The sequence below is a fragment of the Phytomonospora endophytica genome (assembly GCF_014202425.1).
In the GTDB taxonomy this organism is placed as follows: Bacteria; Actinomycetota; Actinomycetes; order Mycobacteriales; family Micromonosporaceae; genus Phytomonospora; species Phytomonospora endophytica.
Map to the genome: position 1 here is coordinate 329583 of NZ_JACHGT010000008.1, position 19971 is coordinate 349553.

General features: G+C 70.5%; 21 protein-coding genes. 12 read left to right on the plus strand and 9 right to left on the minus strand.

Translation table 11 applies throughout. The features are described from left to right. Window positions 1-28: 28 nt before the first annotated feature. The 3 genes from HNR73_RS20290 to HNR73_RS20300 form a co-directional block, all read right to left on the minus strand. Window positions 29-598: a hypothetical protein gene (locus HNR73_RS20290; protein ID WP_184789104.1), complete on the minus strand. Its 570-nt coding sequence runs from the start codon at window positions 596-598 to the stop codon at window positions 29-31. A gap of 131 nt (window positions 599-729) precedes the next feature. Continuing rightward, on the minus strand, window positions 730-1524 hold the full coding sequence (locus tag HNR73_RS20295) for a hypothetical protein (RefSeq protein WP_184789105.1): 795 nt from the start codon (window positions 1522-1524) through the stop codon (window positions 730-732). A 400-nt stretch (window positions 1525-1924) separates the two neighbouring features. Then, window positions 1925-2284 carry a hypothetical protein gene (locus tag HNR73_RS20300; RefSeq protein WP_184789106.1) on the minus strand — a complete coding sequence of 120 codons (360 nt, stop codon included), beginning with the start codon at window positions 2282-2284 and terminating at the stop codon, window positions 1925-1927. 291 nt (window positions 2285-2575) lie between these two features. On the opposite strand from HNR73_RS20300, the gene HNR73_RS20305 reads away from it, so the two are divergent. Further along, window positions 2576-4888: an isoamylase gene (locus HNR73_RS20305; RefSeq protein ID WP_184789107.1), complete on the plus strand. Its 2313-nt coding sequence runs from the start codon at window positions 2576-2578 to the stop codon at window positions 4886-4888. A 1-nt stretch (window position 4889) separates the two neighbouring features. Here HNR73_RS20305 and HNR73_RS20310 read toward each other — a convergent pair whose 3' ends face one another. After that, window positions 4890-6854, minus strand: coding sequence for a hypothetical protein (locus tag HNR73_RS20310; RefSeq protein WP_184789108.1), 1965 nt, complete (start codon window positions 6852-6854; stop codon window positions 4890-4892). Window positions 6855-7105: 251 nt separating this feature from the next. Between HNR73_RS20310 and HNR73_RS20315 the strand changes: the two genes are divergently transcribed. The 6 genes from HNR73_RS20315 to HNR73_RS20340 all read left to right on the plus strand — a co-directional run bounded on the left by HNR73_RS20315 (window position 7106) and on the right by HNR73_RS20340 (window position 12017). Next, window positions 7106-7942, plus strand: coding sequence for an endonuclease/exonuclease/phosphatase family protein (locus HNR73_RS20315; protein ID WP_184789109.1), 837 nt, complete (start codon window positions 7106-7108; stop codon window positions 7940-7942). 87 nt (window positions 7943-8029) lie between these two features. Next, window positions 8030-8599, plus strand: a complete 570-nt coding sequence (locus HNR73_RS20320) for a hypothetical protein (RefSeq protein ID WP_184789110.1) — start codon at window positions 8030-8032, stop codon at window positions 8597-8599. Further along, window positions 8592-9620, plus strand: coding sequence for a hypothetical protein (locus HNR73_RS20325; protein ID WP_184789111.1), 1029 nt, complete (start codon window positions 8592-8594; stop codon window positions 9618-9620). Before HNR73_RS20320 ends, HNR73_RS20325 begins: the two co-directional genes overlap by 8 nt. Before the next feature lie 92 nt (window positions 9621-9712). Beyond that, window positions 9713-11077 (plus strand): alpha/beta fold hydrolase, encoded by a 1365-nt coding sequence (locus HNR73_RS20330; RefSeq protein ID WP_184789112.1) that lies wholly within the window; start codon window positions 9713-9715, stop codon window positions 11075-11077. Continuing rightward, window positions 11074-11568 carry an RNA polymerase sigma factor gene (locus tag HNR73_RS20335; RefSeq protein WP_184789113.1) on the plus strand — a complete coding sequence of 165 codons (495 nt, stop codon included), beginning with the start codon at window positions 11074-11076 and terminating at the stop codon, window positions 11566-11568. The genes HNR73_RS20330 and HNR73_RS20335 overlap by 4 nt, the downstream gene beginning before the upstream one ends. Beyond that, window positions 11565-12017: a hypothetical protein gene (locus HNR73_RS20340; protein WP_184789114.1), complete on the plus strand. Its 453-nt coding sequence runs from the start codon at window positions 11565-11567 to the stop codon at window positions 12015-12017. Before HNR73_RS20335 ends, HNR73_RS20340 begins: the two co-directional genes overlap by 4 nt. Here HNR73_RS20340 and HNR73_RS20345 read toward each other — a convergent pair. Then, window positions 11966-12265, minus strand: a complete 300-nt coding sequence (locus HNR73_RS20345) for a hypothetical protein (protein ID WP_184789115.1) — start codon at window positions 12263-12265, stop codon at window positions 11966-11968. The genes HNR73_RS20340 and HNR73_RS20345 overlap by 52 nt on opposite strands. A 277-nt stretch (window positions 12266-12542) precedes the next feature. Here HNR73_RS20345 and HNR73_RS20350 point away from each other — a divergent pair, with 277 nt between their 5' ends. From HNR73_RS20350 to HNR73_RS20365, 4 genes are read left to right on the plus strand one after another with little or no spacing between them, the layout of a single operon-like run. Then, a complete protein-coding gene (locus HNR73_RS20350) occupies window positions 12543-12935 on the plus strand; it encodes a hypothetical protein (RefSeq protein WP_184789116.1) in 393 nt (130 codons plus the stop codon). Next, window positions 12932-13912 carry a hypothetical protein gene (locus HNR73_RS20355; protein ID WP_184789117.1) on the plus strand — a complete coding sequence of 327 codons (981 nt, stop codon included), beginning with the start codon at window positions 12932-12934 and terminating at the stop codon, window positions 13910-13912. Before HNR73_RS20350 ends, HNR73_RS20355 begins: the two co-directional genes overlap by 4 nt. 10 nt (window positions 13913-13922) lie before the next feature. Continuing rightward, the gene (locus HNR73_RS20360) at window positions 13923-14648 is read left to right on the plus strand and encodes a hypothetical protein (RefSeq protein ID WP_184789118.1); all 726 of its coding nucleotides are present in this window, start codon (window positions 13923-13925) and stop codon (window positions 14646-14648) included. Between the two features lie 12 nt (window positions 14649-14660). After that, window positions 14661-15251 (plus strand): hypothetical protein, encoded by a 591-nt coding sequence (locus tag HNR73_RS20365; RefSeq protein WP_184789119.1) that lies wholly within the window; start codon window positions 14661-14663, stop codon window positions 15249-15251. Between the two features lie 3 nt (window positions 15252-15254). On the opposite strand, the gene HNR73_RS20370 is transcribed toward HNR73_RS20365, so the two are convergent. Genes HNR73_RS20370 through HNR73_RS20385 form a run of 4 tightly spaced genes read right to left on the minus strand, consistent with a single transcriptional unit; the run spans window position 15255 to window position 19219 of the window. Continuing rightward, on the minus strand, window positions 15255-16583 hold the full coding sequence (locus HNR73_RS20370) for a formimidoylglutamate deiminase (RefSeq protein ID WP_184789120.1): 1329 nt from the start codon (window positions 16581-16583) through the stop codon (window positions 15255-15257). Continuing rightward, the gene (locus HNR73_RS20375) at window positions 16580-17779 is read right to left on the minus strand and encodes an allantoate amidohydrolase (RefSeq protein WP_239122144.1); all 1200 of its coding nucleotides are present in this window, start codon (window positions 17777-17779) and stop codon (window positions 16580-16582) included. Before HNR73_RS20375 ends, HNR73_RS20370 begins: the two co-directional genes overlap by 4 nt. Window positions 17780-17816: 37 nt before the next feature. Continuing rightward, window positions 17817-18437, minus strand: a complete 621-nt coding sequence (locus HNR73_RS20380; protein WP_184789121.1) for an NADPH-dependent F420 reductase — start codon at window positions 18435-18437, stop codon at window positions 17817-17819. A 23-nt stretch (window positions 18438-18460) separates the two neighbouring features. After that, window positions 18461-19219: an arylamine N-acetyltransferase family protein gene (locus HNR73_RS20385; RefSeq protein ID WP_184789122.1), complete on the minus strand. Its 759-nt coding sequence runs from the start codon at window positions 19217-19219 to the stop codon at window positions 18461-18463. A gap of 102 nt (window positions 19220-19321) precedes the next feature. Between HNR73_RS20385 and HNR73_RS20390 the strand changes: the two genes are divergently transcribed. Continuing rightward, window positions 19322-19942 (plus strand): excalibur calcium-binding domain-containing protein, encoded by a 621-nt coding sequence (locus HNR73_RS20390; RefSeq protein WP_184789123.1) that lies wholly within the window; start codon window positions 19322-19324, stop codon window positions 19940-19942. The last annotated feature ends 29 nt before the right edge of the window (window positions 19943-19971 follow it).

Consider the following 19971-nt stretch of genomic DNA (forward strand, 5'->3'; position numbering starts at 1 on the left):
TCGCCGCCACGCCTCGTGAATCCGCTACTCAGGGTCGTCGGCCGAGCGACCATTCGCGGAGCCGGTTCGCCGTGTCGGTCGCCTGAAGCGCCGACGCCGCCGTGCCCCGGACGCCCGCGTCGATCGCGTGGGCGAGTGCGGCGAGGTCACCGGCGGGAAGGCCGCCCTTGTGCGATCCGAGCGGGAGGCGGACGACCGGTCCGTCGCTGCGCCGGGCGTTGAGGTGGGGGACGATGACGCCGCCGTGGACGGGACTCTCGTCGATCCAGACCTGAAGTGCGGTGGCGAGGTCGACGGAGCTCTTGTCGACGATGAGGACGGTTCCCTTGAGGTGGACGGGAATGCCGCGCCCTTTCGTGAGCCTGGCGATGCCGTAGACGAGGCCGGCGATCGGCAGGATGACCAGCGCGGCCAGGAGGACGACGCCGAGTGCTCCCATGTTTCGCGCGAAGGTGATCAACCCTTGCGCGACGTCCGCCGCCGTGGCGGGCTGGACCGCCACCGTGCCGAGCACGCAGAGCAGGACGGGGGCGAGGACGACGACTAAAAGGAGCGCGATGGTCCAGCGCGCCGAGGACTGCTGCCGGCCGAGCCTCATCCGACGCCTCCGGGTCGAGTGGTCGCGTGTGCACGGATCGTACCGGGGCGGTGCTCGCCAGGTTGTTGGCGCGCTGATCCGCCGAGTTGTGTCGTGGCCGTCGTGTCGGCGGTCCGTCCCGAGGACCGGTGTCAGAGAGGATTGATGTAGCCGGTGTCGCCTTTCGGGGCTTCGACGATCTGTACGGCGGCGTCGTCGGGATGGCCTGACTTCAGATGCACGACGATCCATTGGGTTGGGGAGTGAAAGGCCACGAGGTAGGTGCCGTTGGGCTGCTTCTCGACCTGGTTCGGCAGGCTGGCCGGATCCGGCAGGGTGAGGTGTCGCTCGCCAACGGCGCGTCCCAAGGCTGCGCACGCTGCCAGGTGAGCGTGGGCTGACGTGGTGAGGTCGTGGTGGGCAAGGCGGCGGCGTAGAAGGCGGCGTGTCCTGACACTGAAGCGGTGTTTGAGCCCGTCGAGCTTTGCGGAGGCCTTGTTGCCGATGATTCCGGACGCTGCCGCGAGGAGAAACCACTGGAGGATGTCTGGGGCGGCATCCGGGAGCCAGCAACGACCAGAAGGCTCAGTGTCCTCGAAACGCCAGGGGTTTGCATCCTGCCCGGCCGCGTCTTTCCATAGCTGTCGCCAGCGGTCACGCTCATCTTCGGGCAGTTTCTGCCCCAGCAGGTGGTGGTAGGCCTTGACCAGGAGTTCGAGAGCATCCCATCGAGGCACTCGGACAGCACGGCGCATGTTGACGATCATCGACACGCTCAGGGCCCTGCCCGAGACCGTCCAGGCGGCCTTGGTGAGGGTTTCGAGGGTGGGGGCAGACAGCGCAGGATCGCGAGCGGCCTGTTCCCGCGTGCTGGAATCCAACTGGGCTAACGCCCACTTGAGGACGGTGAGGCCTTCGGTCGGAGGTTGTTCTTCAGGATGGGGCACCCGCGGTTCTCCGTCTGGTGAGGTCGGCACTGGTCTCCTTGCAGCTTAAGTGGTGTGTGCGTCAGCGGCCGCCAAGGCGCAGTACACGGAGGCGACCGAGGGGTGCTTCCCAGCGTTCTCCCCAGCCGGGATGGTCAGGTGCGCGGCGATCGCCTCGACGCCCAAGCCCTTCTCCCGGAGTGCGAGGGCAGTGGTGCCTACTCCCTGGGCCTGAGCTCCACGTAGGGCCGTCCACCGCTGAGGGACGACAAAACCCGGCGGACCGCGCGACAACAACTTGGAGAGCCACAGGTGTTCGTGCTGCCTGTCAAGTCCGCTCGAACCTTGCGGGTGTTTGAGGCCATGACCTGCGATCCGAAAAGCAGCTTCGGACGGTGGCGATCGAGACCGACAGGATGTTCTACGTCGGTGACGTCCTCTGCGGCAGAGTCCGGGGTACTTGGAAGTCATCAGGCAGGTTGAGGAACCAGTCGGCCGCCGCGGCTGCGAGTTCCTCAAGGGAGCCTTCGGCGTGGAGGGCGTACTCGGTGGGTTCGTCGAAGTAGAAGAGCTGGTTGTGGATCTCATCCCCGTGTACGGAACCCTCTTCGAGGACCAAGCCCCAGTGGGTGCGGTCAGCGGTGAGCCGGGCGAACATGGTGCCATCGCACCAGTTCTGAGGAACGACCCAAGGTGGTGCAGAGTGAGACGCGGTGAGCCGCTGCAACTCGACCCAGAAGCGGTGCTCGGTCTCGGTGAGATGCGCTTCGTTGTCTTCCACGAAGCGATGCTAGACCCACCGAGAGGCGAGGTAACGCCACGACCGCACCGCCGTTGCGTTCGATCCGCAAAGTGGATGCGGACTCCGCAGGGCCTGAGCTCCACGTAGGACTGTCCACGCCGGGCACGACAGAACCCGGCGGACACCACGACAACAACTTGGCGGGCCACACCGGGGCGGTGCCCGCGGCGGGATCCCCGAAACCTCCACATCCCTTTACTCCCAGCACATCTGCTGCTACGTTGCAAAAACCCCGCAAGTCCTTGCATCGCCGCAAGTGGAGGCCCCGGCATGGTCCTACGCGTCTGGCGCGGTTCAACCCTCCGTCGCCACATCGTCCTCGTCACGCTTCTCGCGCTGCTGGCCAGTGTCGCCGTGTGGGCGGTGACGGCGAATCCCGCGCGCGGCGGCATCGACACGGCGCGTCTCGGGGCGCGCTACAGCGCCGACCGTACGACCATCACCTTCCGGGTCCACTCCGGGACGGCCACGCGGATCGCCGTCTACCTCTACGACCAGCCGACGGGCGCGGCGCCGGTGCGCGAGGCCGTCCTCGCCAAGTCCGGGAGCGTCTGGGAGGCGACGGTCCCGGCCGCGGGGAAGTACTACGGCTACCGCGCGTGGGGCCCGAACTGGCCGTACAACGCGTCATGGACGCCGGGCTCGTTCGCCGGATTCGTGTCCGATGTGGACGCCACGGGCAACCGCTTCAACCCCAACAAGCTCCTGCTCGACCCCTACGCCCGCGAGGTCAGCCACGACCCGCTCCGTCCGGGCATGACCGATGAATCGGTCTACACCTCCGGTCCCGCCGGGCGCACCATCGACAGCGGACCGCACGCCGCCAAGGGCGTCCTCCTCGCGGCGAGCACGCCCGTGACGGGCACGAAGCCGTCCCGGCCGCTCAAGGACGACATCGTCTACGAGGCGCACCTTCGCGGGCTCACCGCCAACGACGCCTCCATTCCCGCCGCCTACCGCGGCACCTACCGTGGCGCCGGGCTCAAGGCCGCCCAGCTTGCGGCCCTCGGCGTCACCGCCGTGGAGTTCCTGCCCGTCCAGGAGACCCAGAACGACGCCAACGACGTCGACGCCACGGGCACGGCGGGTGACAACTACTGGGGCTACATGACCCTCAACTACTTCGCCCCCGACCGGCGCTACTCCTCCGACAAGTCCCCCGGCGGACCCACGGCCGAGTTCGCCGCGATGGTCAAGGCCTTCCACGACAACGGTCTGAAGGTCTTCGTCGACGTCGTCTACAACCACACCGGTGAAGGCGGCGTCCACGGCGCCGACAAGAACGTCTACAACCTCTTCTCCTACCGTGGCCTCGACAACCCCACCTACTACTCCCTGTCTGCAGACCGCCAGTCCTCTGTGGACAACACCGGCGTCGGCGGCAACTACAACACCTACAACCCGGTCGCGCAGAACCTCATCGTCGACTCTCTCGCCCACTGGCGCGACACCCTCGGCGTCGACGGCTTCCGCCACGACCTCGCCTCGGTCCTCGGCAACACCTGCCAGCACGGTTGCTTCTCCTACAACCGCACCGATCCGGCGACCGCCCTCAACCGCATCACCGCCGAGATGCCCGCGCGCCCGGCCGGCGGCGGCGCCGGGACCGACTGGATCGCCGAACCCTGGGCGATCGGGGCCGGGACCTACCAGGTCGGGAACTTCCCGCCCGGCTGGGCCGAATGGAACGGCCGCTACCGCGACACCCTGCGCAGCGACCAGAACAAGCTCGGCGTCGACGCCGTCACGCCCGGGCAGCTCGCGACGCGCTTCGCCGGATCCGCCGACCTCTACGCCGACGACGGCCGCAAGCCCTGGCACTCGGTGAACTTCATGGTCGCCCACGACGGGTTCACCCTCAAAGACCTGTACTCGTGCGACACCAAGAACAACACGCAGGCCTGGCCCTACGGCCCCTCCGACGGCGGCAGTGACGACAACATCTCCTGGGACCACGGTGGAAACGCGGCCCTGCAACGGAAGGCGGCCCGCAACGCCACGGCCTTCCTGATGCTGTCGGCCGGGACGCCGATGATGACCGGTGGGGACGAGTACCTGCGCTCCATGCGCTGCAACAACAATCCCTACAACCTCGACTCCAGCGCCAACTGGCAGTCGTGGTCCTTCGACGCGACACAAGGCGACTTCCGCGCCTTCACGACCCGTCTCGCCGAGTTCCGCAAGGCCCACCCGGCGCTGCGCCCGGCCGACTTCTACACCGCGGCCGACGCCGACGGCGACGGCATGAGGCAGCTGGACTGGTTCACCCCGGCCGGAACCACGCCCGACGCGTCCTATTGGGACGGCGCCGGGAACCACGCCCTCGGCTGGCGCTACGACGGGTCCGAACTCGGCGACGGCGCCCCGGCCGTCTACGTCGGCTACAACGGCTGGTCCGGCGACGTCTCCTTCACGCTCCCTTCGCCCGGCGCGGGCAAACAGTGGTACCGCGTGACCGACACCGGAACCTGGGCCGAAGGCCCGAACCAGGTCGCCGCGCCCGGCACCGAGGCACTGATCGGCGGCGCCGGAACCGCCTACCTTCTCCGCGAACGCGGCCTGCTCCTGCTCATCGCCAAGTAGCTCACCCGCCCGGCCCGGAAGGGCCGGGCAGACCGGGGATCCGCACCACCGACACCGCCGGATGTGTTGTGGCGTAGGCGTTCAAGGCCTCGGCCAAGCGCTCGTCGCCGACGACGACGCGCAACGGGATGGTGAGCCGGTCGAGGCAGGCGAGGAAGGCGACGAGTCCCTTGTGCGAGGCCGGAAGCGGCCCGTCGTGGCCGACGAGGTCCTCGCCCTTCGTCGCGTAGGCCTGGGGTGCGGTGACCCCGAGATCCCGGTTGAGAGCGCCCAGGATCAGGCTCGCGTGCTTGTTCTGCGGGCCGTCCGGCGAGTAGAAGACGACGGTGTGGACACCGTCGGCGAGCATGCCGCGCTCGGCCAGAGCGGTGAGCAGATCGCCGACGGGCGCGCCGATCCGGCCCGTCGCCCAGACCTGGCCCCAGGTGGTGTCGGCGGCGATGAGGTGCCCGGCCGGATCGAACTTCACCGTGCCGTAGGGGACCGCGCCGCTGAGGATGAGGGCGACACCGGCCGCGACCGCGCAGGCCGCGCGCGAACGCCATCCCGCACGCGGCCGGAAACGCGGCAGCCGTGCGAGCGCGGTCCCGGCCGTGACGAGCAGGATGATCCCGAGGACCTGCGGGAGTTTGCGGAAGTAGTAGGACTGGTGGCCGACGGTGGCCATGTTGTAGGCGAACAGCACGACCGTCAGGCCCCATCCGCCCAGGCCCAGGACGGCGAGCGTCCGCAGCCGGGGACTGCGCCGCCGGACCGGTGCGGCCACACCCAGGGCCGCGACGACGGTGAGTCCGACGAGAACGGAGGTCGGCAAGGGCATGATGAAGCCGTCGGTGTTGAGGTGCTCTGCGCCTTTGAACTCGCGCAGGTACCAGATCAGGGGCTGGATCGCGGCCACCGCGCCGAATCCCGCCGCCATCGTGATCGCCCACCACGGGTGGCGGCGCACCCGCGGCCAGGAGAGGACGGCGGCCGCGACGATCGCGATCGCCGCCGGTGCGGCGAAGAGCGTGTAGGTGTAGGTGATCGCGACGGTCAGCGCGCCGACGAGCAGGAACTGTTCCGGTGCGCGCCGGGGCGGCCGGGCGAGGACCGCGATGAGCAGCGCGAGCAGGGCCATGCCGAGGATCTGGGAGTCGAAGCCCTCCCAGAGCATCGTCGTGTAGAAGCCCGTGCCGAGGAAACCGCAGATCCCGGCGACCAGCGCGGCCCGCCGCCACCCGGCGATCTGCGGGCCGGCGACCCGTCGCGCGGCCCAGGCGACGGTGAAGGTGAAGAGGCCGAAAGCCGCCGAGGCGTACCAGAAGTAGTGGTTCGCGCCCGCCAGGGCGGTGCCCGGATCGCCGCCGGTGACGAAGGAGTCGACGGTGGCGTAGAGGAAGTGCGCGCCCGCCGGGTACTGGCGCAGCATCGCCGGTTCCAGTGCCGTCGAGGCCTCACCGGGGTTCAGCGCCGGATAGCCGCCGATGCGCAGGATCGTGTCGAAGAGGTTGACGTGCCGCACCCGGTCGCCGTTGACGAAACCGTAGGCGGCCCAGTCGAGTCCCCGTGTGCCGAGCCGCGGCAGAACCGCGACCGCCGCGGCACCCGCACCGCCCGCCACCAGCAGCAGGTCGCTGCCCAACAGGCGCCGGGGAAGCTGTGGCCGACGGCCCGTCACCCCGGCGACGACGACCACAAGGGACAGACCGGATCCGGCGATTGGCACCGGCTCCAGACCCCACGGCCAGAAGGTCGTGACGAGACCGGCGATGAGCACGCCGGACACGAGCAGGCCGAGGGCGGGCACGAGCCGGTCGAGCATGGTCCCGCCCGTCCGCAGCACGCTCGCCACCGCCAGCCACAACAGCAGCGGGGACAGGAAATCGGCGTGGGCGAGGTGAAGCAGCGTCGGCACGGCCCATGCCGAGGCGAGCGCCGCCACGAGCATCCCGGCACGCCGGGAGCCGTCATTGAACCGGAACATGTGTGCAAGACGCCCGAAGCCAAAGCACCGGTTGCCCACCGCCGGATGAACACGACATGGCCGTTCGGCCGCGTGACATCGCCACCACGGTCGGTACCGAAAAAGATCGTCGATCTTCAACGCACCAAGGGATCCGCGGTTCCACTACCCTCGGCCTTCGCCCCGGCGCCCCATGGACGTCACGCCCCCGTGCCCGGATGTTCGTGATCGACACCGAACCTCACAGGGCACCCACACCCCTGGAGTCAGTCATGAGCAACACGATCAGCCGCCGCACGCTCATCGGCGGCGGGCTCGGCCTCGCCGTCGGCGCGTTCGCGTTCGCCGCGCCGGCCGCGGCCTCGCCGTACGCGACGATCCGCGTCGCCACCTTCAACATCCACCACGGCGCGGGCGGCGACGGCCTCGTCGACCTCGAACGCGTCGCCGCCTTCATCGAGGACCTCGACGTCGACCTCGTCGGACTTCAGGAGGTCGACAACCACTGGGGCGAGCGCAGCGCCTGGGCCGACCAGGCGGCGATCCTGTCCCGTCTGCTGGGGATGCGCGCGGTCTACGGTGCCAACCTCGACCTCGACCCGCCCGCCGAAGGGCAGCCGCGTCGTCAGTACGGGACCGCGATCCTGTCGCGCGGCCCGATCCTGCGGTGGAGCAACACGCTCCTGCCGAAGCTGCCGGCCGGTGAGCAGCGCGGCCTGCTCCAGGCGACCGTGGAGGCCAGGGGCGCGCGGCTCACCTTCGCCAACACCCATCTCCAGCACACCAGCGCCGCCGAGCGGCAGGCGCAGGCCGACGCGATCGTCGCACTACTCGGCGAGCGCCGGACCATGCTCGTCGGCGATCTCAACGCCACCGCCGAACAGCCCGAGATCCAGACCCTCACCGACGTGTTCGCCGACTCCTGGGCCGCCGTCGGCGAGGGCCCCGGCTACACCTACGACGCGGCGAACCCGCACGCCCGCATCGACTTCGTCCTCGCCACACCGGACGTCAAGCCCGTCGAGGCGCGGGTCGTGACCGAGGCCGCGTCGGCGTCGGACCACCTCCCGGTCGTCGTGGAGTACCGCGTGCGCAAGGGAACCCACTAGTTCCGTCGGGCGGCCCGGACCCGCCGGGCCGCCCGAAGGATTAACGACCTTCCCGACGGGGCACTCCTACATCTGAAGGAGGACCCCATGTCATCCACGTTGATCCTGATGATCGTTTTCGTCATCGTGGTCGCGCTCGCGGCGACGGCCTGGTACCTGTTCCGCGGCCGTTCGCTGCGCAGGCGCTTCGGGCCCGAGTACGACCGCCTCGTCGACGACAGCGGTCGCGCCGAGGCCGAACGCGAGCTGCGCGACCGTATGCGCCGCCACGCCGAGCTCGACCTGCACCAGCTGACCACCGAGGAGCGCGAACGCTACATAGGACGGTGGCGCGCGCTGCAGATCCACTTCGTCGACGAACCGGGCGAAGCCGTCCGGGAAGCCGACACGCTGACCAGCGGCCTCATCGCCGAGATCGGTTACCCGACCGATGATCGCGAAGAGCAGATGGCGCAGTTGTCCGTCGACCACGCCAAACCGCTGCCCGCCTACCGCGAGGCTCACGAGCTCTCGGAGCAGATCAACGGCGACGGCGCCGAGGTCAGCACCGAGCAGCTCCGCAACGCGATGGTCCAGTACCGCGCGATGATCGCCGATCTGCTCGGCGGCGCGCACCACATCGACGGCGACGGTTCGAGGAGGCCCAGCCATGCGTAACGACGCCACCGAGAACCTGCACAACGACGAACCCACCCGTGAACAGCAGAAGAAGCAGCCCGCGTCGGCCAAGAAGACCGACGCCGTGGGCAGACCGTCCACTGAGGACAAGAAGGCGGCCGACACGGCGAAGAAGACGCCGGCGGAGACCGCTTCCATGACACCGAGTTTCTCGGACTCGGCGAAGACGAAACCGGCCACCGCCTCGAACGAGGCCGGCGGATCCGCAATGTCTCCGCGTGAACCCGAGGTCTACTCCCGCACCCCGGTTCCCACCGACCGGCCCGCCGACGCGGACCTGCCCGACGGGGACAAGGCGTCCACCGGCGCACCCGATCACGCCGACCGTCCCGCCGCCACCGAACACATCCCCTCCAGCGGCAAGGCGGACGCGGATTCCACGTCCACCACCCCCTCGAAGACCGAACCGCACAAGAGCTCCGCTCCGGTGAAGACCGAGGCCACCAAGAGCCCCGTGCCGGCGAAGACCGAGGCTGACAAGAGTCCCGCTCCGGTGAAGACCGAAGCGGACAAGGGCCCCACGCCCACGAAGGACTCGGACCTGACGACCCCCGCCGCCGGCCGGGCGGAGGCGGAACTGAAGACCCCCGCCCCCACCAAGGCGGACTCGGATCTGAAGGCCCCGGCCTCGTCGCGGCATGACGGTCCGGTCACGGCCGATCCGGCCCACCAGGAGAACGCGGCACCCGCCCGGGCCTTCGGGCGCGCCGAGGTCACCGACCCCGGTGAGCAGAACTCGTTGCTGCCGAAGGGATCGCGCGACGACCTGCGCGAACGCTGGCAGGCGCTGCAGATGCGCTTCGTCGACGACCCGCGCACCGCCGCCAACGACGCGGGCGCGCTCGTCGAAGAGTCGCTCGGCCGGCTCCGGACGGCCCTCGACGACCGCAAACGCGAACTCGACGGCTGGGACAGCGGCAACGGCACGACCGACACCGAACGGCTTCGCCTGGCCGTGCGCAACTACCGGGAACTGCTGGACAACGTTCTCGGTCACTGACGCGAATGTGTCCCCGCCCACCCGGGGAACCTTTCGCGAAGAGCGGACCTCTTCTGCACTGACAGCCACCGTCACGCAGAAGAGGTCCGCGCATGAGCACCGACCGTTTCACCAGGGCCTGCGCCCGCGTCGTCACCGGCGTTCTCGCCGCCGACAGCGCCTTCCACGTCTACTGGGCGACCGGTGCGACGTGGCCGGCCGCCGACGACCGGGCGCTTTCCCTCGCCGTCATGGGCTTCGAGGTCCCGTTCACCACCCGGATACTCGTACCGCTCGCGGTGGTCCTGGCACTTGCCGCAACATCCGTCCATATCAGACACACGCGCGGCCGCGCGGGCTTCGTCGGCGGGCTCACGCACCTGGTGACCCTCGGCGTCGCGGCGGCCGCCGCCGCGCAGATTCCGCTGCGGGCCGCCTGGGCACTGGGTTTCGGCGCCGACACCGGCACCGTCTTCTACTGGCTCAACCTCTTCGTCTACCTGCCGTTGTGCGCGGCCCTGTCCTACGACGCCTACCGTGTCGCCACCGACGGGATGACGGGCAAGGCCCTGGCCCGCACGGTGATCGCGGTCCCGGCGGTCCTCACGCTGCTGCTGGCCGTGACGGCCCATGGGTACCGGCCGTCCTTCGGCCCGCCCGCGCCGAGCGGCCTCGACTCCCATTACGCCGAAACGGATCTGGCGCGCTTCCACTACCTGCGGGAAGGGTCCGGACCGCCGGTCGTGCTGCTTCCCGGCGGCACCGCCTGGGCCTTCGCGTGGCAGCCGCAGCTCGAAGCCCTGTCGGCGGACCACACCGTCTACGTCGTCGACCTCCCCGGCCAGGGCTACACCGAACTGCGCGACGCGGACTTCGCCTACGACCTGCCCGCGATGGACACCGCCATCGGGGCCTTCCTCGACGCCGTCGGACTCCGGACCACCGCGCTGGCAGGCCATTCGTGGAGCGGCGGCTGGGCCCTGTCGTACGCCCAGAACAATCCCGAACGGGTTTCGCGGCTGGTGCTGCTGTCCTCCTCGGGACTTGACGAGCGTGACAGCTTCTCCTGGGAGATGCTCAAGTACCCCCTCGTCGGTGAGCTGACCGTGAACCTCGGCTACACCCGCGAAGCGCTCGTCGCCTCCGTCCCGGATCTGTTCGAGCACAAGGAGAGGGCCACCCCGGCGGTCGCCGAGGCGATGTGGGCACCCCTGGTCGTCGAGGAGAACCGGCGCTCGGTCTACCTCCTCGAACGCGGACTCGACTGGGGGCGCACCGAGCCCCGGCTTCCGGCGACCGCCCAGCCGGCCCTGATCCTGTGGGGCGACGCCGATTCCGTCCTCCCCGTCGAACAGGCCGCGCGCTTCGCCGCGCTGATGCCGAACGACGAGACGCACGTCCTCCCCGGTTGCGGGCACGCGATCACGCTGGACTGCCCCGGCGAGGTCACCGGTCTCATGCGAACCTTCCTGGCATGACCGACGCCGACGTGCCACTCGTGCGGCGCGCCCAGGGCGGGGACACCCTCGCCATGGGCGCGCTGCTCGACGCGCTGGGCCCCTACGTCGGCCGGATCTGCGGCGCCATCGCGCTCTCCGGCGGTCCCGACGCCGCGCAGGAGACGCTGATCGTGGTGTTCCGCAAACTGCGGACGCTGTCGGAACCCGCCGCCCTCCACGGCTGGGTCCGGGCCATCGCCGTGCGCGAAGCCGTGCGCGTCGCCCGCCGCGACCAGCGCGCGAATCCCCTGCTCACCGAACTACCCGCCCGCGACGACCCCGAACTCGCCACCGACATCCGCGACGTCCTCGCCCGGCTGTCGCCCGAACACCGCGCCATCCTCGTCCTCCGCGACGTCGAGGGCCTCGACGAGCAGGCCGCCGCGGCGCTGCTCGCCGTACCGAAAGGCACCGTCAAGTCGCGGCTGCACCGAGCCCGCGACAGCTTCCGGAAGGCGTGGACGTCATGAACTGGCCCGATGCGGAACTCGACAACGTCCGCCGACTGCGCGTGCTGGCCTCCGGCGTCTCCGGCGCGGTGGTGTCGGAACGGGTGCTCCCGGCCGCCTTCGACGCGGTCTGGTCACGGGTGTCGGACTTCGAGGGCGCCTTCGGCGACTTCGAACCCGACATGCGCGGCGTGCGCTTGTCGAAAGTGGATGGTGAGCGACTGGAACTGCTGGCGCGCAGCCGTTTCGGCTTCCGCGCGAGGCTGCACGCCGTGCACCGCCCCGGCTGGTTCTGGGCGCAGAGCAGGTTCCTGCTGGTTGCGGTCGCGGCCGCGCCGGAACCCGGTGGGGGGACGCGCGTGGCGGTGACCGGAGGCGTTCGCGTGCCCGGCCGCGCGGCGCTCGTCCCGGTCGGGGTTCAGCGCGCCGGGCGGAGGTCGTTGGACCGGCTCGCGGGGATGGTCGGGTGAACCGGCGGGACGATGCGGCCGGGAAGCGGTCGCCTCGCCCGCACGCGCCGCTCGCCGGGGAGCAACTTGCCGCCCGCGACAGCGAGGATGGTCTCTATACGTCCCAGGGCATCGAGCGCCATGCCGCCCTCGCGGTCGGCGGAGACGTCGGCGGCATGCCCCGTCGGCGGGTTCGCGAGCGCGGCGACGCCGCCGCTGAGCAGTACGACGACGATGGCGGCCGCAGCCGCCCTGCGACGGGTGTTCATCGGGCTCCCCTGGGCTGTGGGATGGGGCGGCTGGGCGGAAGCGCGCGGCCGGTCCCCGAGCCGGCGCGCGCCTCCGCGTACCCCGCGTCGGGCACCGCGCCGAATGTCGGCATCTCCACTGTGGTGCCCGATCCCGCTCCAGCATGCGGCCGCGACCGGTCGGCGTCCAGGGGGAGGGGTCCCCTGCGGGAAGGTGCGTGATCCCGTGGTGGCGCTGGGTTGCGCAGGTTCGATACCGTGGCGCCATCGCGTGACAGGTGCCGAACGGGGGGAAGCCGTGGCCGACGAGTTTCATGTGGACGATCTGATGGGGCTGTGGCGCACGGGTGCGGTGCTGATGCCGGAGGTCGGCAGACAGTTCGCATTGGCGGCGATCTCCTTGAACGATGCGGGCGAAGGCGCGTCACTGTTCCAGACGTCGCAGGGGCCGAGTCCGTTGTCGGGTCCGTGGAATCTGTTGCGCGAGACGGTGCAGGGACGCGTTCTCGGAGCGACCGCCGAGCGATGCGTGCGGGCGGGGAGCGCGCTGACGAAGATCGCCGACGCCTATGCGACGACGGATTACTACAGCCGGGCTGATCTGGAGCAGTACGTCGACGACAAGGCCGAGATTCGGGCGGGTGGGAACGGGACGTTTCAGGTGCCGGAGGTTCCGGTGATCCCGACGTGAGAGAGACCGATACGACCACCTCGTCGACCGTCGTCGACGCGGGCTACGACCTCACCAGAGGCACCGCGGCCGCACGGGCGATCGAACTCATCGACGACTGCGCGTTCACCGACGCCATCGCCGACCTCATTGACGCCCTCGGCCGCGCCCGATGGTGCGAGCGGGCCCCGCATCGCGATCCCGAGGACCTCGACAACCTGAGCAGCATCAACCCCGCCGACTTCGCCGCCGAGTGGCCGTGGGTCGAAGAGCGGTTCCGCTACTTCCGCGAACGGCCGATCGCCGAGGTCGAAGCGGCGGCCGACGACATCGAGGCCGCCCTCAACGCACTGCGCGCGAACAGCATGAGCTCGTTGCTCAGTGTCCAGTCGGAGATCACCGGTTGGTCGGGGAAGGCGAAGGACGCCTTCAGCATCGACTTCGTCGGTCCCCTGGCCGGTACCGCCATCGCCGAGCAGCAGCGGCTGCTCGCCGAACTACAAGCGGGCATGTGGGCCTACGACGTCGTACTGCGACAGGCTCGATTGAACGCCTACCATCTCGCCGTCGAGACCACGAAGGTCCTGGATTCACTGGCCGAGACCTCGCCGAACGACGCGAAGATCGCACTCGGGATCCTCGCGGTCGTCGTAGGGGTCGTCACCGCCTTCGAGTCCGGCGGTTCCGCGCTGGCACTCGGCCTCATCAGCACCGGGATCTCGGCCGCCTCGACCGGCGTCGACGCCGCCACCACGGTCACAGGGGACACGACCGGCGAGGTGATGGCGTCCCTCCTGTCCGCGCTGGACATCCTGACCGATGAGATGAACGCCGCCGAGCAGGCCATCGCCACCGCGATGACGGCGACCCAGGAGGCAGTGGAAGCCGACCTGCGAAAGTCGGAGTCCACACTCCTGCCGTGCGAACCGGACGACAGCGTCGTGGACCTCACCTCGGGCGGGATCCCGCCCAAGGACCACTTCCGCCCGAAGACCTGAGGAGACGACGATGACCCGGTACGGCACCGCCGCCTTGGCCGCCGTGATCATCGGTGTCGGCCTGCTGGCCGGATGCACCTCGGCATCCCAACCCGACGATCCACCCTCCCCTACGGTCTCGAACTCGGCGCCGGTCACGGACACCGCCGGCGACGGCGGCCGAGCCGAGATCGTGGAGTCGGCGGTCACCGCGTTGAAGGACGCCTACATCTGGGCCGTGGGCGTCAAGAACACCAGCGCATCGGACCTTCTCGTGGTGGTCCGCCTCAGCGGCGGCGAGGAGACGAACGTGAACGGGGTCCTCCACACGATCCTGCCCGGGCAGACCATGTACACCGGCGCGCGCGTCAAGGCGGACGCCGCTCCCGCGACGATCAGCCCTTCCGTAACCGAGACCCGATGGGTCCCTATGGAGACGCTGGCCCGGAACGACATGGACGCGGGAGTCGAACTCATCGAAGGAGGACTGGAGCACGGCAGTGACAGCTACATCGCGCGCGTTTCGTTCTCCACGCGCGGGGTCGGCGTTCCCGCGCAGACGGTGGAACTCCTGATCCTGTTCAGGGACGCGGAAGGGGTGCTGCTCGGCGGGATGGCGACCGGGTCGACCGGCGTCGCGGCGGCCGGGGCGTCCGCCATCAGGTCCACATTCGACTTCGCGGAATGGCCCGCTGGGGCCGACGAGGCCGCGAGCACGGTGACCATCAGCGTCTCGTGCTGTGCGGTCATCGAGTAGGGAGGCCATCGCATGTCCGTCCTCGCCACCCGCCTCAGCTCCGTCGCCATCACCGCCACCTCCCCCGACGCGAACATCCGGGCGCGGCTCCGTGGGCGCCGCCTCTCCTCCCTCGAACTCCGTCCCGGCGCCTACGACCGCTACACCGAAGCCGACCTCGCCCACCAGCTCGCGCGGACGGCGACGCTCCTCTTCGTCGCGCGCGACAAAGCGGCCGCGCGGCTCATCGAGGCCGAGGGCCTGTCCCGTCGCCGGGATCCCGTCGATGCCCGCGGTGAAGCCGAACGGCGCTACCTCCAGCGCGTCCTCACGCTCCCCGTCGTCGGCACCGGTCCCGATGAGCGGGTTCGTTTCCGGGCGGAGGGCATGGCGCGGTGGTCATGTCGGATCGAGCGGGGGACGCTTCGCCGACTCGGTGAGGCCGAGTTCGTCGCCGAAACGGCGGGTGCTGCCGCCGACCTGCTCCGTCGTGCCCGCCACGAGACGATGCTCCTGCGCGACGAGTGCTTCGGGCTGGCGGTGCCCGCGTACACCCGTGAGCGGGAGCGGCGCGCCGAGGCTGCGCGGCGGGGTGAACCGGGGCCGTACGACGGGGACTGGTGACGGTCAGCCCTTCCCGCGTGCCGCCGCGATCGACTCCTTCAGCTCTCGCGGCACGTCAAGGGACACGTGCCTTCCGTCCTTGACGATCAGCCGACCACCTGCGACGACCTCGGCGACATCAGCGCCGGTGGCGGCGAACACGACGGCGCCGACGGGGTCGGCTTCGGCGGCGCCGGCCATGCGCACGGTGTCGGTGCGGACGGCGACGAGGTCGGCGAGCGCGCCCGGGCGGATGCCGTGGGTACCGGTGAGTCCGGCGGCGTGGGCGCCGCCTTCGGTGGCGGCGGCGAGGAGGTCGGCGGCCTGGTGGCCGCCGCGTTTGTTCGTCGCGAGGCGCTCGTTGAGCTCGACGGCCCTGGCCTCTTCGAAGAGGTCGATGACGGCGTGGCTGTCGCTGCCCAGGGAGAGCCGGGCGCCGGCGGCGACCAGTCGCGCGGCCGGGCCGATGCCGTCGGCGAGGTCGCGTTCGGTGGTGGGGCAGAAGCAGGCGCCGGTGCGGGTCGAGCCGAGCAGCGATATGTCCCTTGTGGACAGGTGGGTGGCATGGACGGCGGTGGTGTTGTCGCCGAGGACGCCGGTGTCGGCGCACAGTTCGGTCGGCGACATGCCGTGCACGGCCTGGCAGGCCTTGTTCTCCTTGACCTGCTCGGACAGGTGCAGGTGGAGGGGCCTGCCGTTCGTCTTGGCCCAGTTGGCGACGACGCGCATGGCCTCGGGTGGGCAGCCGCGCACGGAGTGGATCGCGGCGCCGGGGTGTGGGGTGTCCACATCGGACACGCGTTCGGCCCAGCGGTCGGCGTCGCCGTCGGTGAAGCGGAGCTGGGGTCCCGAGAGCGCCTTACCGTCCACATCGGCCTGTAGGTAGCAGGTATCGAGCAGTACCAGGCGAATCCCGGCCTCGGCGGCGGCCTGGGTGAGCGCGTGGCCCATGGCGTTGGGGTCGGCGTAGGGCTTGCCGTCGCGGTCGTGGTGCAGGTAGTGGAACTCCGCGACGGTGGTGATCCCGGTCAGCGCCATCTCGGCGTAGGTGGCGCGGGCGAGGGCCAGATACGTGTCGGGGGTGAGGTTTCCGGCGACGGCGTACATCTGCTCGCGCCAGGTCCAGAAGTCCCCGAGTCCGGCGGCCGTGGCACCCCGGAGGGCGCGGTGGAAGGCGTGGGAGTGGGCGTTGACGAGACCGGGGACGACGAGCCCCGGCAGGCGGTGGGCGTCGCCGGGCGCGGCATCCCCCGCCACGTCGGTGATTCGCTCGCCGTCGGTGGTGATGAGGACGTTGTCGGCGAAGCCGTCGGCGGCCCCGAGCCAGGCGCGCTCGGCGAAGTAGGCGGTCATGCCGCGAGCTTCCGCAGGACCGTGGCGAGGGCCTCGGCGCCGACGAGGCAGTCGGTCATCTCGGCGAACTCGCCCGGGGCGTGGGAGACGCCGGTCGGGTTGCGGACGAACAGCATCGCGGTCGGCAGACTGGACGCGAGCACGCCCGCGTCGTGGCCCGCACCCGTCGCGAGAACCGGTACGTCGCCGAGGAGTGCCCCCAGGTTGTCGCGGAGGGCGGCGTCGAAGGCGACCTCGGCGCTGTAGGACTCGCGGGTGACGGTCACCCTGGTGCCGTCGCGGTCGGCGCGTTCGTGGGTGGCCTTCTCCAGGTCGGCGAGGACCGCGCCGAGAGTGTCCTCTGTGGACGCTCGGGCGTCGATCCAGGCCCGGACCCGCGAGGGGATGGCGTTGGTCCCGTTGGGTTCACAGTGGACTTTGCCGACGGTGGCCAGCGCCCCGGCGACGCGGGCCTTCTTGCGGGCGGCGAGGACGGTGTTGGCGTAGGTGAGCATCGGGTCGACGCGGTCCTCGATGCGGGTGGTGCCGGCGTGGTTGGCCTCGCCCTCGAAGTCGAAGCGCCAGCGGCCGTGCGGCCAGATCGCCGAGCCGACCGCGACGGGCGCGTCCAGGTCGATCTGCGCGCGGCCCTGCTCGATGTGCAGCTCGACGTAGACGCCGACACGGTCGAGAAGCCTTTGGTCACGGCCGATCGCGGCCGGGTCGAGGCCCGCACCGGCCATGGCGTCGGCGAGGGACACGCCGTGCTCGTCGGTGAGGGCGCGGGCCTTGGCCGGGTCGATCGCGCCGGTCAGCAGTCGCGATCCGAGGCAGGCGATGCCGAAGCGGGCGCCCTCCTCCTCGACGAAGGCGGCCACGCCGATCGGTTTGGCGGGCGTGAAACCACTGGCGCGCAACAGATCCACCGCGGCGAAGGCGCTGACGACACCGAGCGGTCCGTCGAAGGCGCCGCCGTCGGGAACGGAGTCGAGGTGGGAGCCGGTGACGACGGCGTTCCCCTCGTCCGGGTCGCCCCACCAGGCCCACAGGTTGCCGTTGGCGTCGGCCTCGACGGTCAGCCCGCGCGACGTGGCCTGCGCGGTGAACCACGCGCGGCACTCCAGTTCGGCGGGCGTGTAGCTGTACCGGCGGTAGCCCCCGGTGGCGTCGAAGCGGCCGACGGGGGCGAGTTCACGCCACATTTCCTCGAAGAGCATGCGTCGAGGTTAGGCGACGGACCGCCCCCGGCCGGTGTCACACCGTCGCGAAGCCGATGGCGGTGCTGAAGCGCCCGTCGATCTGCTCCTGCGCCTTCATGTGCAGCAGCTGGAAGCCCTCCAGCTCGCGCGCGTGCTTGAGGCCGCCGACGGAGACGGGACGCAACCCGCTGTCGGAGGCGAGTCGGGCGATCTCCTCGCGCGCGTCCTCGTCGTCGCCGGCGATGAAGACGTCCATCGGGGCGCCGCCGGCGAGGTTCCCGGCGAAGGTCGTGTTGAAGGCCTTGACGACGCGGGCTTCAGGCGCGGCCGCCGCGACCTCCTCGGCCGCCGACATGCCCACCGGCGTGGCGAGGTCGTCGAAGGTCGCGAAGTCGACGGGGTTGGAGATGTCGACGACGAGTTTGCCGCGCAGGCCGTCGCGCCAGGCGGCGGCGATCTCCTTGTTGGCGGGGTAGGGGACGGCGAGGATGACGACGCGCGCGTCGCCGGGCCCGTCGTCGAGGGACTCGCCGGTGGCGTCGGCGTTGAGGTCGGCGGCGAGTCTGCGGGCCTTCTGCGGGTCGCGGTCGGCGATGTGCACGGGATGGCCCCCGGCGAGGAAGCGAGTGGCGATGCCGCGGGCCATGTTCCCGGCACCGACGATGAGGATGTCCATGATCGGAAATCTAGGCGGATAATTCAGTGCCTGCCGGACTTCTCCGGCATTCGCGACAATTCCACGCCGAAGATGTCGCGGAAGGCGGCGAGGGCCTCGTCGTCGGACAGGGTCTCCTCGGTGCGTTCGCCGCCGACGGTCCGGATGAGCGTGCGGCCCTTGAGGGTGACGCGGCCGCCGTCGACGGGCATCGAGCACACCGGGTTCTTGGTGAAGTGCGACTTCGGGGAGGTCGTGTGCCACCAGCACGTCGGGACGAACTCGGCGAGCTCGCGCGGGCGCCGGTCGGCGATGAACTCCAGTTCCCCGGCCTTGTGGACGGCGATGTCGCCGTGCTCGGCTTCGGAGACGGTGTAGACGCCGTCGGGGTCGTGCTGCGGTTCGCGGGAGTCGATGCGCAGGGGGTGGTGGGCGAAGGTGCCGAAGCCGACGTCGACGAGCAGGGGTTCGTCGAGGTCGACGCGCAGGGTCAGGTGGTCGAAGGGGATGCCGTGCGGGGAGGTGCGGGCCTGGAGGAGGGTGACGCGGTAGCCGAGGTGGCGGAGGAGGGCGGCGAAGAGGCCGTTGAGTTCGTAGCAGAAACCGCCGCGGCGACGGGTGAGGACCTTGTCGACGAGGGCGGGCTCGGCGAGGTCGACGGGTTCGGGGAGGTGGACGGAGAGGTTCTCGAAGGGGACGGTGTGCAGGTGCGCGCGCTGGAGGGCGCGGAGGGCGTCGGGCGACGGTTCTTCGCGGGCCGCGCCGATGCGGGCGAGGTAGCGGTCGGCGGTGGGGGCGTCCATGGGGGAAGGGTATGGGTTTCACCCTCCCGCCTGCACGTTCGTGCCGCCGACACTGCCCTGCGGCTTCTTGCCGGGAGATGAACGGCGAGCTGAGGTGGGGCAATGGAACCCCCAGTGCCCCAGCCCGGCGGGAAGCCCACCGCCGGCCAGCTCACTCCGAAGCAGGCCAAGGTCGGCGGCCTCATCGTGCTCGGCGTGGCCGCCGTGCTGCTGTTGTGCGTGTGCGGCTTCGCGGTGAACGCGATCGGCGGCGACGACGACGGTGACGGTGGCGGCGACGCCACGCCGGTCGGCGCGCAGGCGACGCCGACGGCCACGCCATCGCGGACGGCCTCGCCGTCGGCGACCCCGTCCAAGACGCCGTCGCCCTCGCCGACGCCGTCGAAGAAGAAGCCCCCGCCGCCGCCCGACACCGACCCGAAGTACGGGACGTGCAAGGACGCCATCGCCGCAGGCTACGGTCCGTACGAGGAAGGCGTGGACCCCGAGTATTACTGGTACCGGGACGCCGACGGCGACGGCGTCGTGTGCGAACCGCCGCGCGACGACGACGGAGACGACGGTGGCGGCGACGACCCGCCCGACGACCCGGGGACGGACCCGCGCTTCGACACCTGCAAGGCGGCGAACGCGGCGGGGTACGGGCCGTACGTGCGGGGGCAGGACCCCGAGTACGACTGGTACCAGGACCGCGACGGGGACGGGGTGGTGTGCGAGACGTGAGGCGTAGCCTGCGACCACGGCGACCGCCC

Excerpts from the sequence above, each read along its gene's own strand:
- HNR73_RS20370 (WP_184789120.1), bottom strand. The coding sequence starts at position 16,583 with ATGACCGCCTACTTCGCCGAGCGCGCCTGGCTCGGGGCCGCCGACGGC.
- HNR73_RS20330 (WP_184789112.1), top strand. The coding sequence starts at position 9,713 with ATGAGCACCGACCGTTTCACCAGGGCCTGCGCCCGCGTCGTCACCGGC.
- HNR73_RS20345 (WP_184789115.1), bottom strand. The coding sequence starts at position 12,265 with ATGAACACCCGTCGCAGGGCGGCTGCGGCCGCCATCGTCGTCGTACTG.
- HNR73_RS20290 (WP_184789104.1), bottom strand. The coding sequence starts at position 598 with ATGAGGCTCGGCCGGCAGCAGTCCTCGGCGCGCTGGACCATCGCGCTC.
- HNR73_RS20360 (WP_184789118.1), top strand. The coding sequence starts at position 13,923 with ATGACCCGGTACGGCACCGCCGCCTTGGCCGCCGTGATCATCGGTGTC.
- HNR73_RS20340 (WP_184789114.1), top strand. The coding sequence starts at position 11,565 with ATGAACTGGCCCGATGCGGAACTCGACAACGTCCGCCGACTGCGCGTG.
- HNR73_RS20390 (WP_184789123.1), top strand. The coding sequence starts at position 19,322 with ATGGAACCCCCAGTGCCCCAGCCCGGCGGGAAGCCCACCGCCGGCCAG.
- HNR73_RS20310 (WP_184789108.1), bottom strand. The coding sequence starts at position 6,854 with ATGTTCCGGTTCAATGACGGCTCCCGGCGTGCCGGGATGCTCGTGGCG.
- HNR73_RS20335 (WP_184789113.1), top strand. The coding sequence starts at position 11,074 with ATGACCGACGCCGACGTGCCACTCGTGCGGCGCGCCCAGGGCGGGGAC.
- HNR73_RS20325 (WP_184789111.1), top strand. The coding sequence starts at position 8,592 with ATGCGTAACGACGCCACCGAGAACCTGCACAACGACGAACCCACCCGT.
- HNR73_RS20305 (WP_184789107.1), top strand. The coding sequence starts at position 2,576 with ATGGTCCTACGCGTCTGGCGCGGTTCAACCCTCCGTCGCCACATCGTC.
- HNR73_RS20380 (WP_184789121.1), bottom strand. The coding sequence starts at position 18,437 with ATGGACATCCTCATCGTCGGTGCCGGGAACATGGCCCGCGGCATCGCC.
- HNR73_RS20375 (WP_239122144.1), bottom strand. The coding sequence starts at position 17,779 with ATGCTCTTCGAGGAAATGTGGCGTGAACTCGCCCCCGTCGGCCGCTTC.
- HNR73_RS20385 (WP_184789122.1), bottom strand. The coding sequence starts at position 19,219 with ATGGACGCCCCCACCGCCGACCGCTACCTCGCCCGCATCGGCGCGGCC.
- HNR73_RS20365 (WP_184789119.1), top strand. The coding sequence starts at position 14,661 with ATGTCCGTCCTCGCCACCCGCCTCAGCTCCGTCGCCATCACCGCCACC.
- HNR73_RS20315 (WP_184789109.1), top strand. The coding sequence starts at position 7,106 with ATGAGCAACACGATCAGCCGCCGCACGCTCATCGGCGGCGGGCTCGGC.
- HNR73_RS20320 (WP_184789110.1), top strand. The coding sequence starts at position 8,030 with ATGTCATCCACGTTGATCCTGATGATCGTTTTCGTCATCGTGGTCGCG.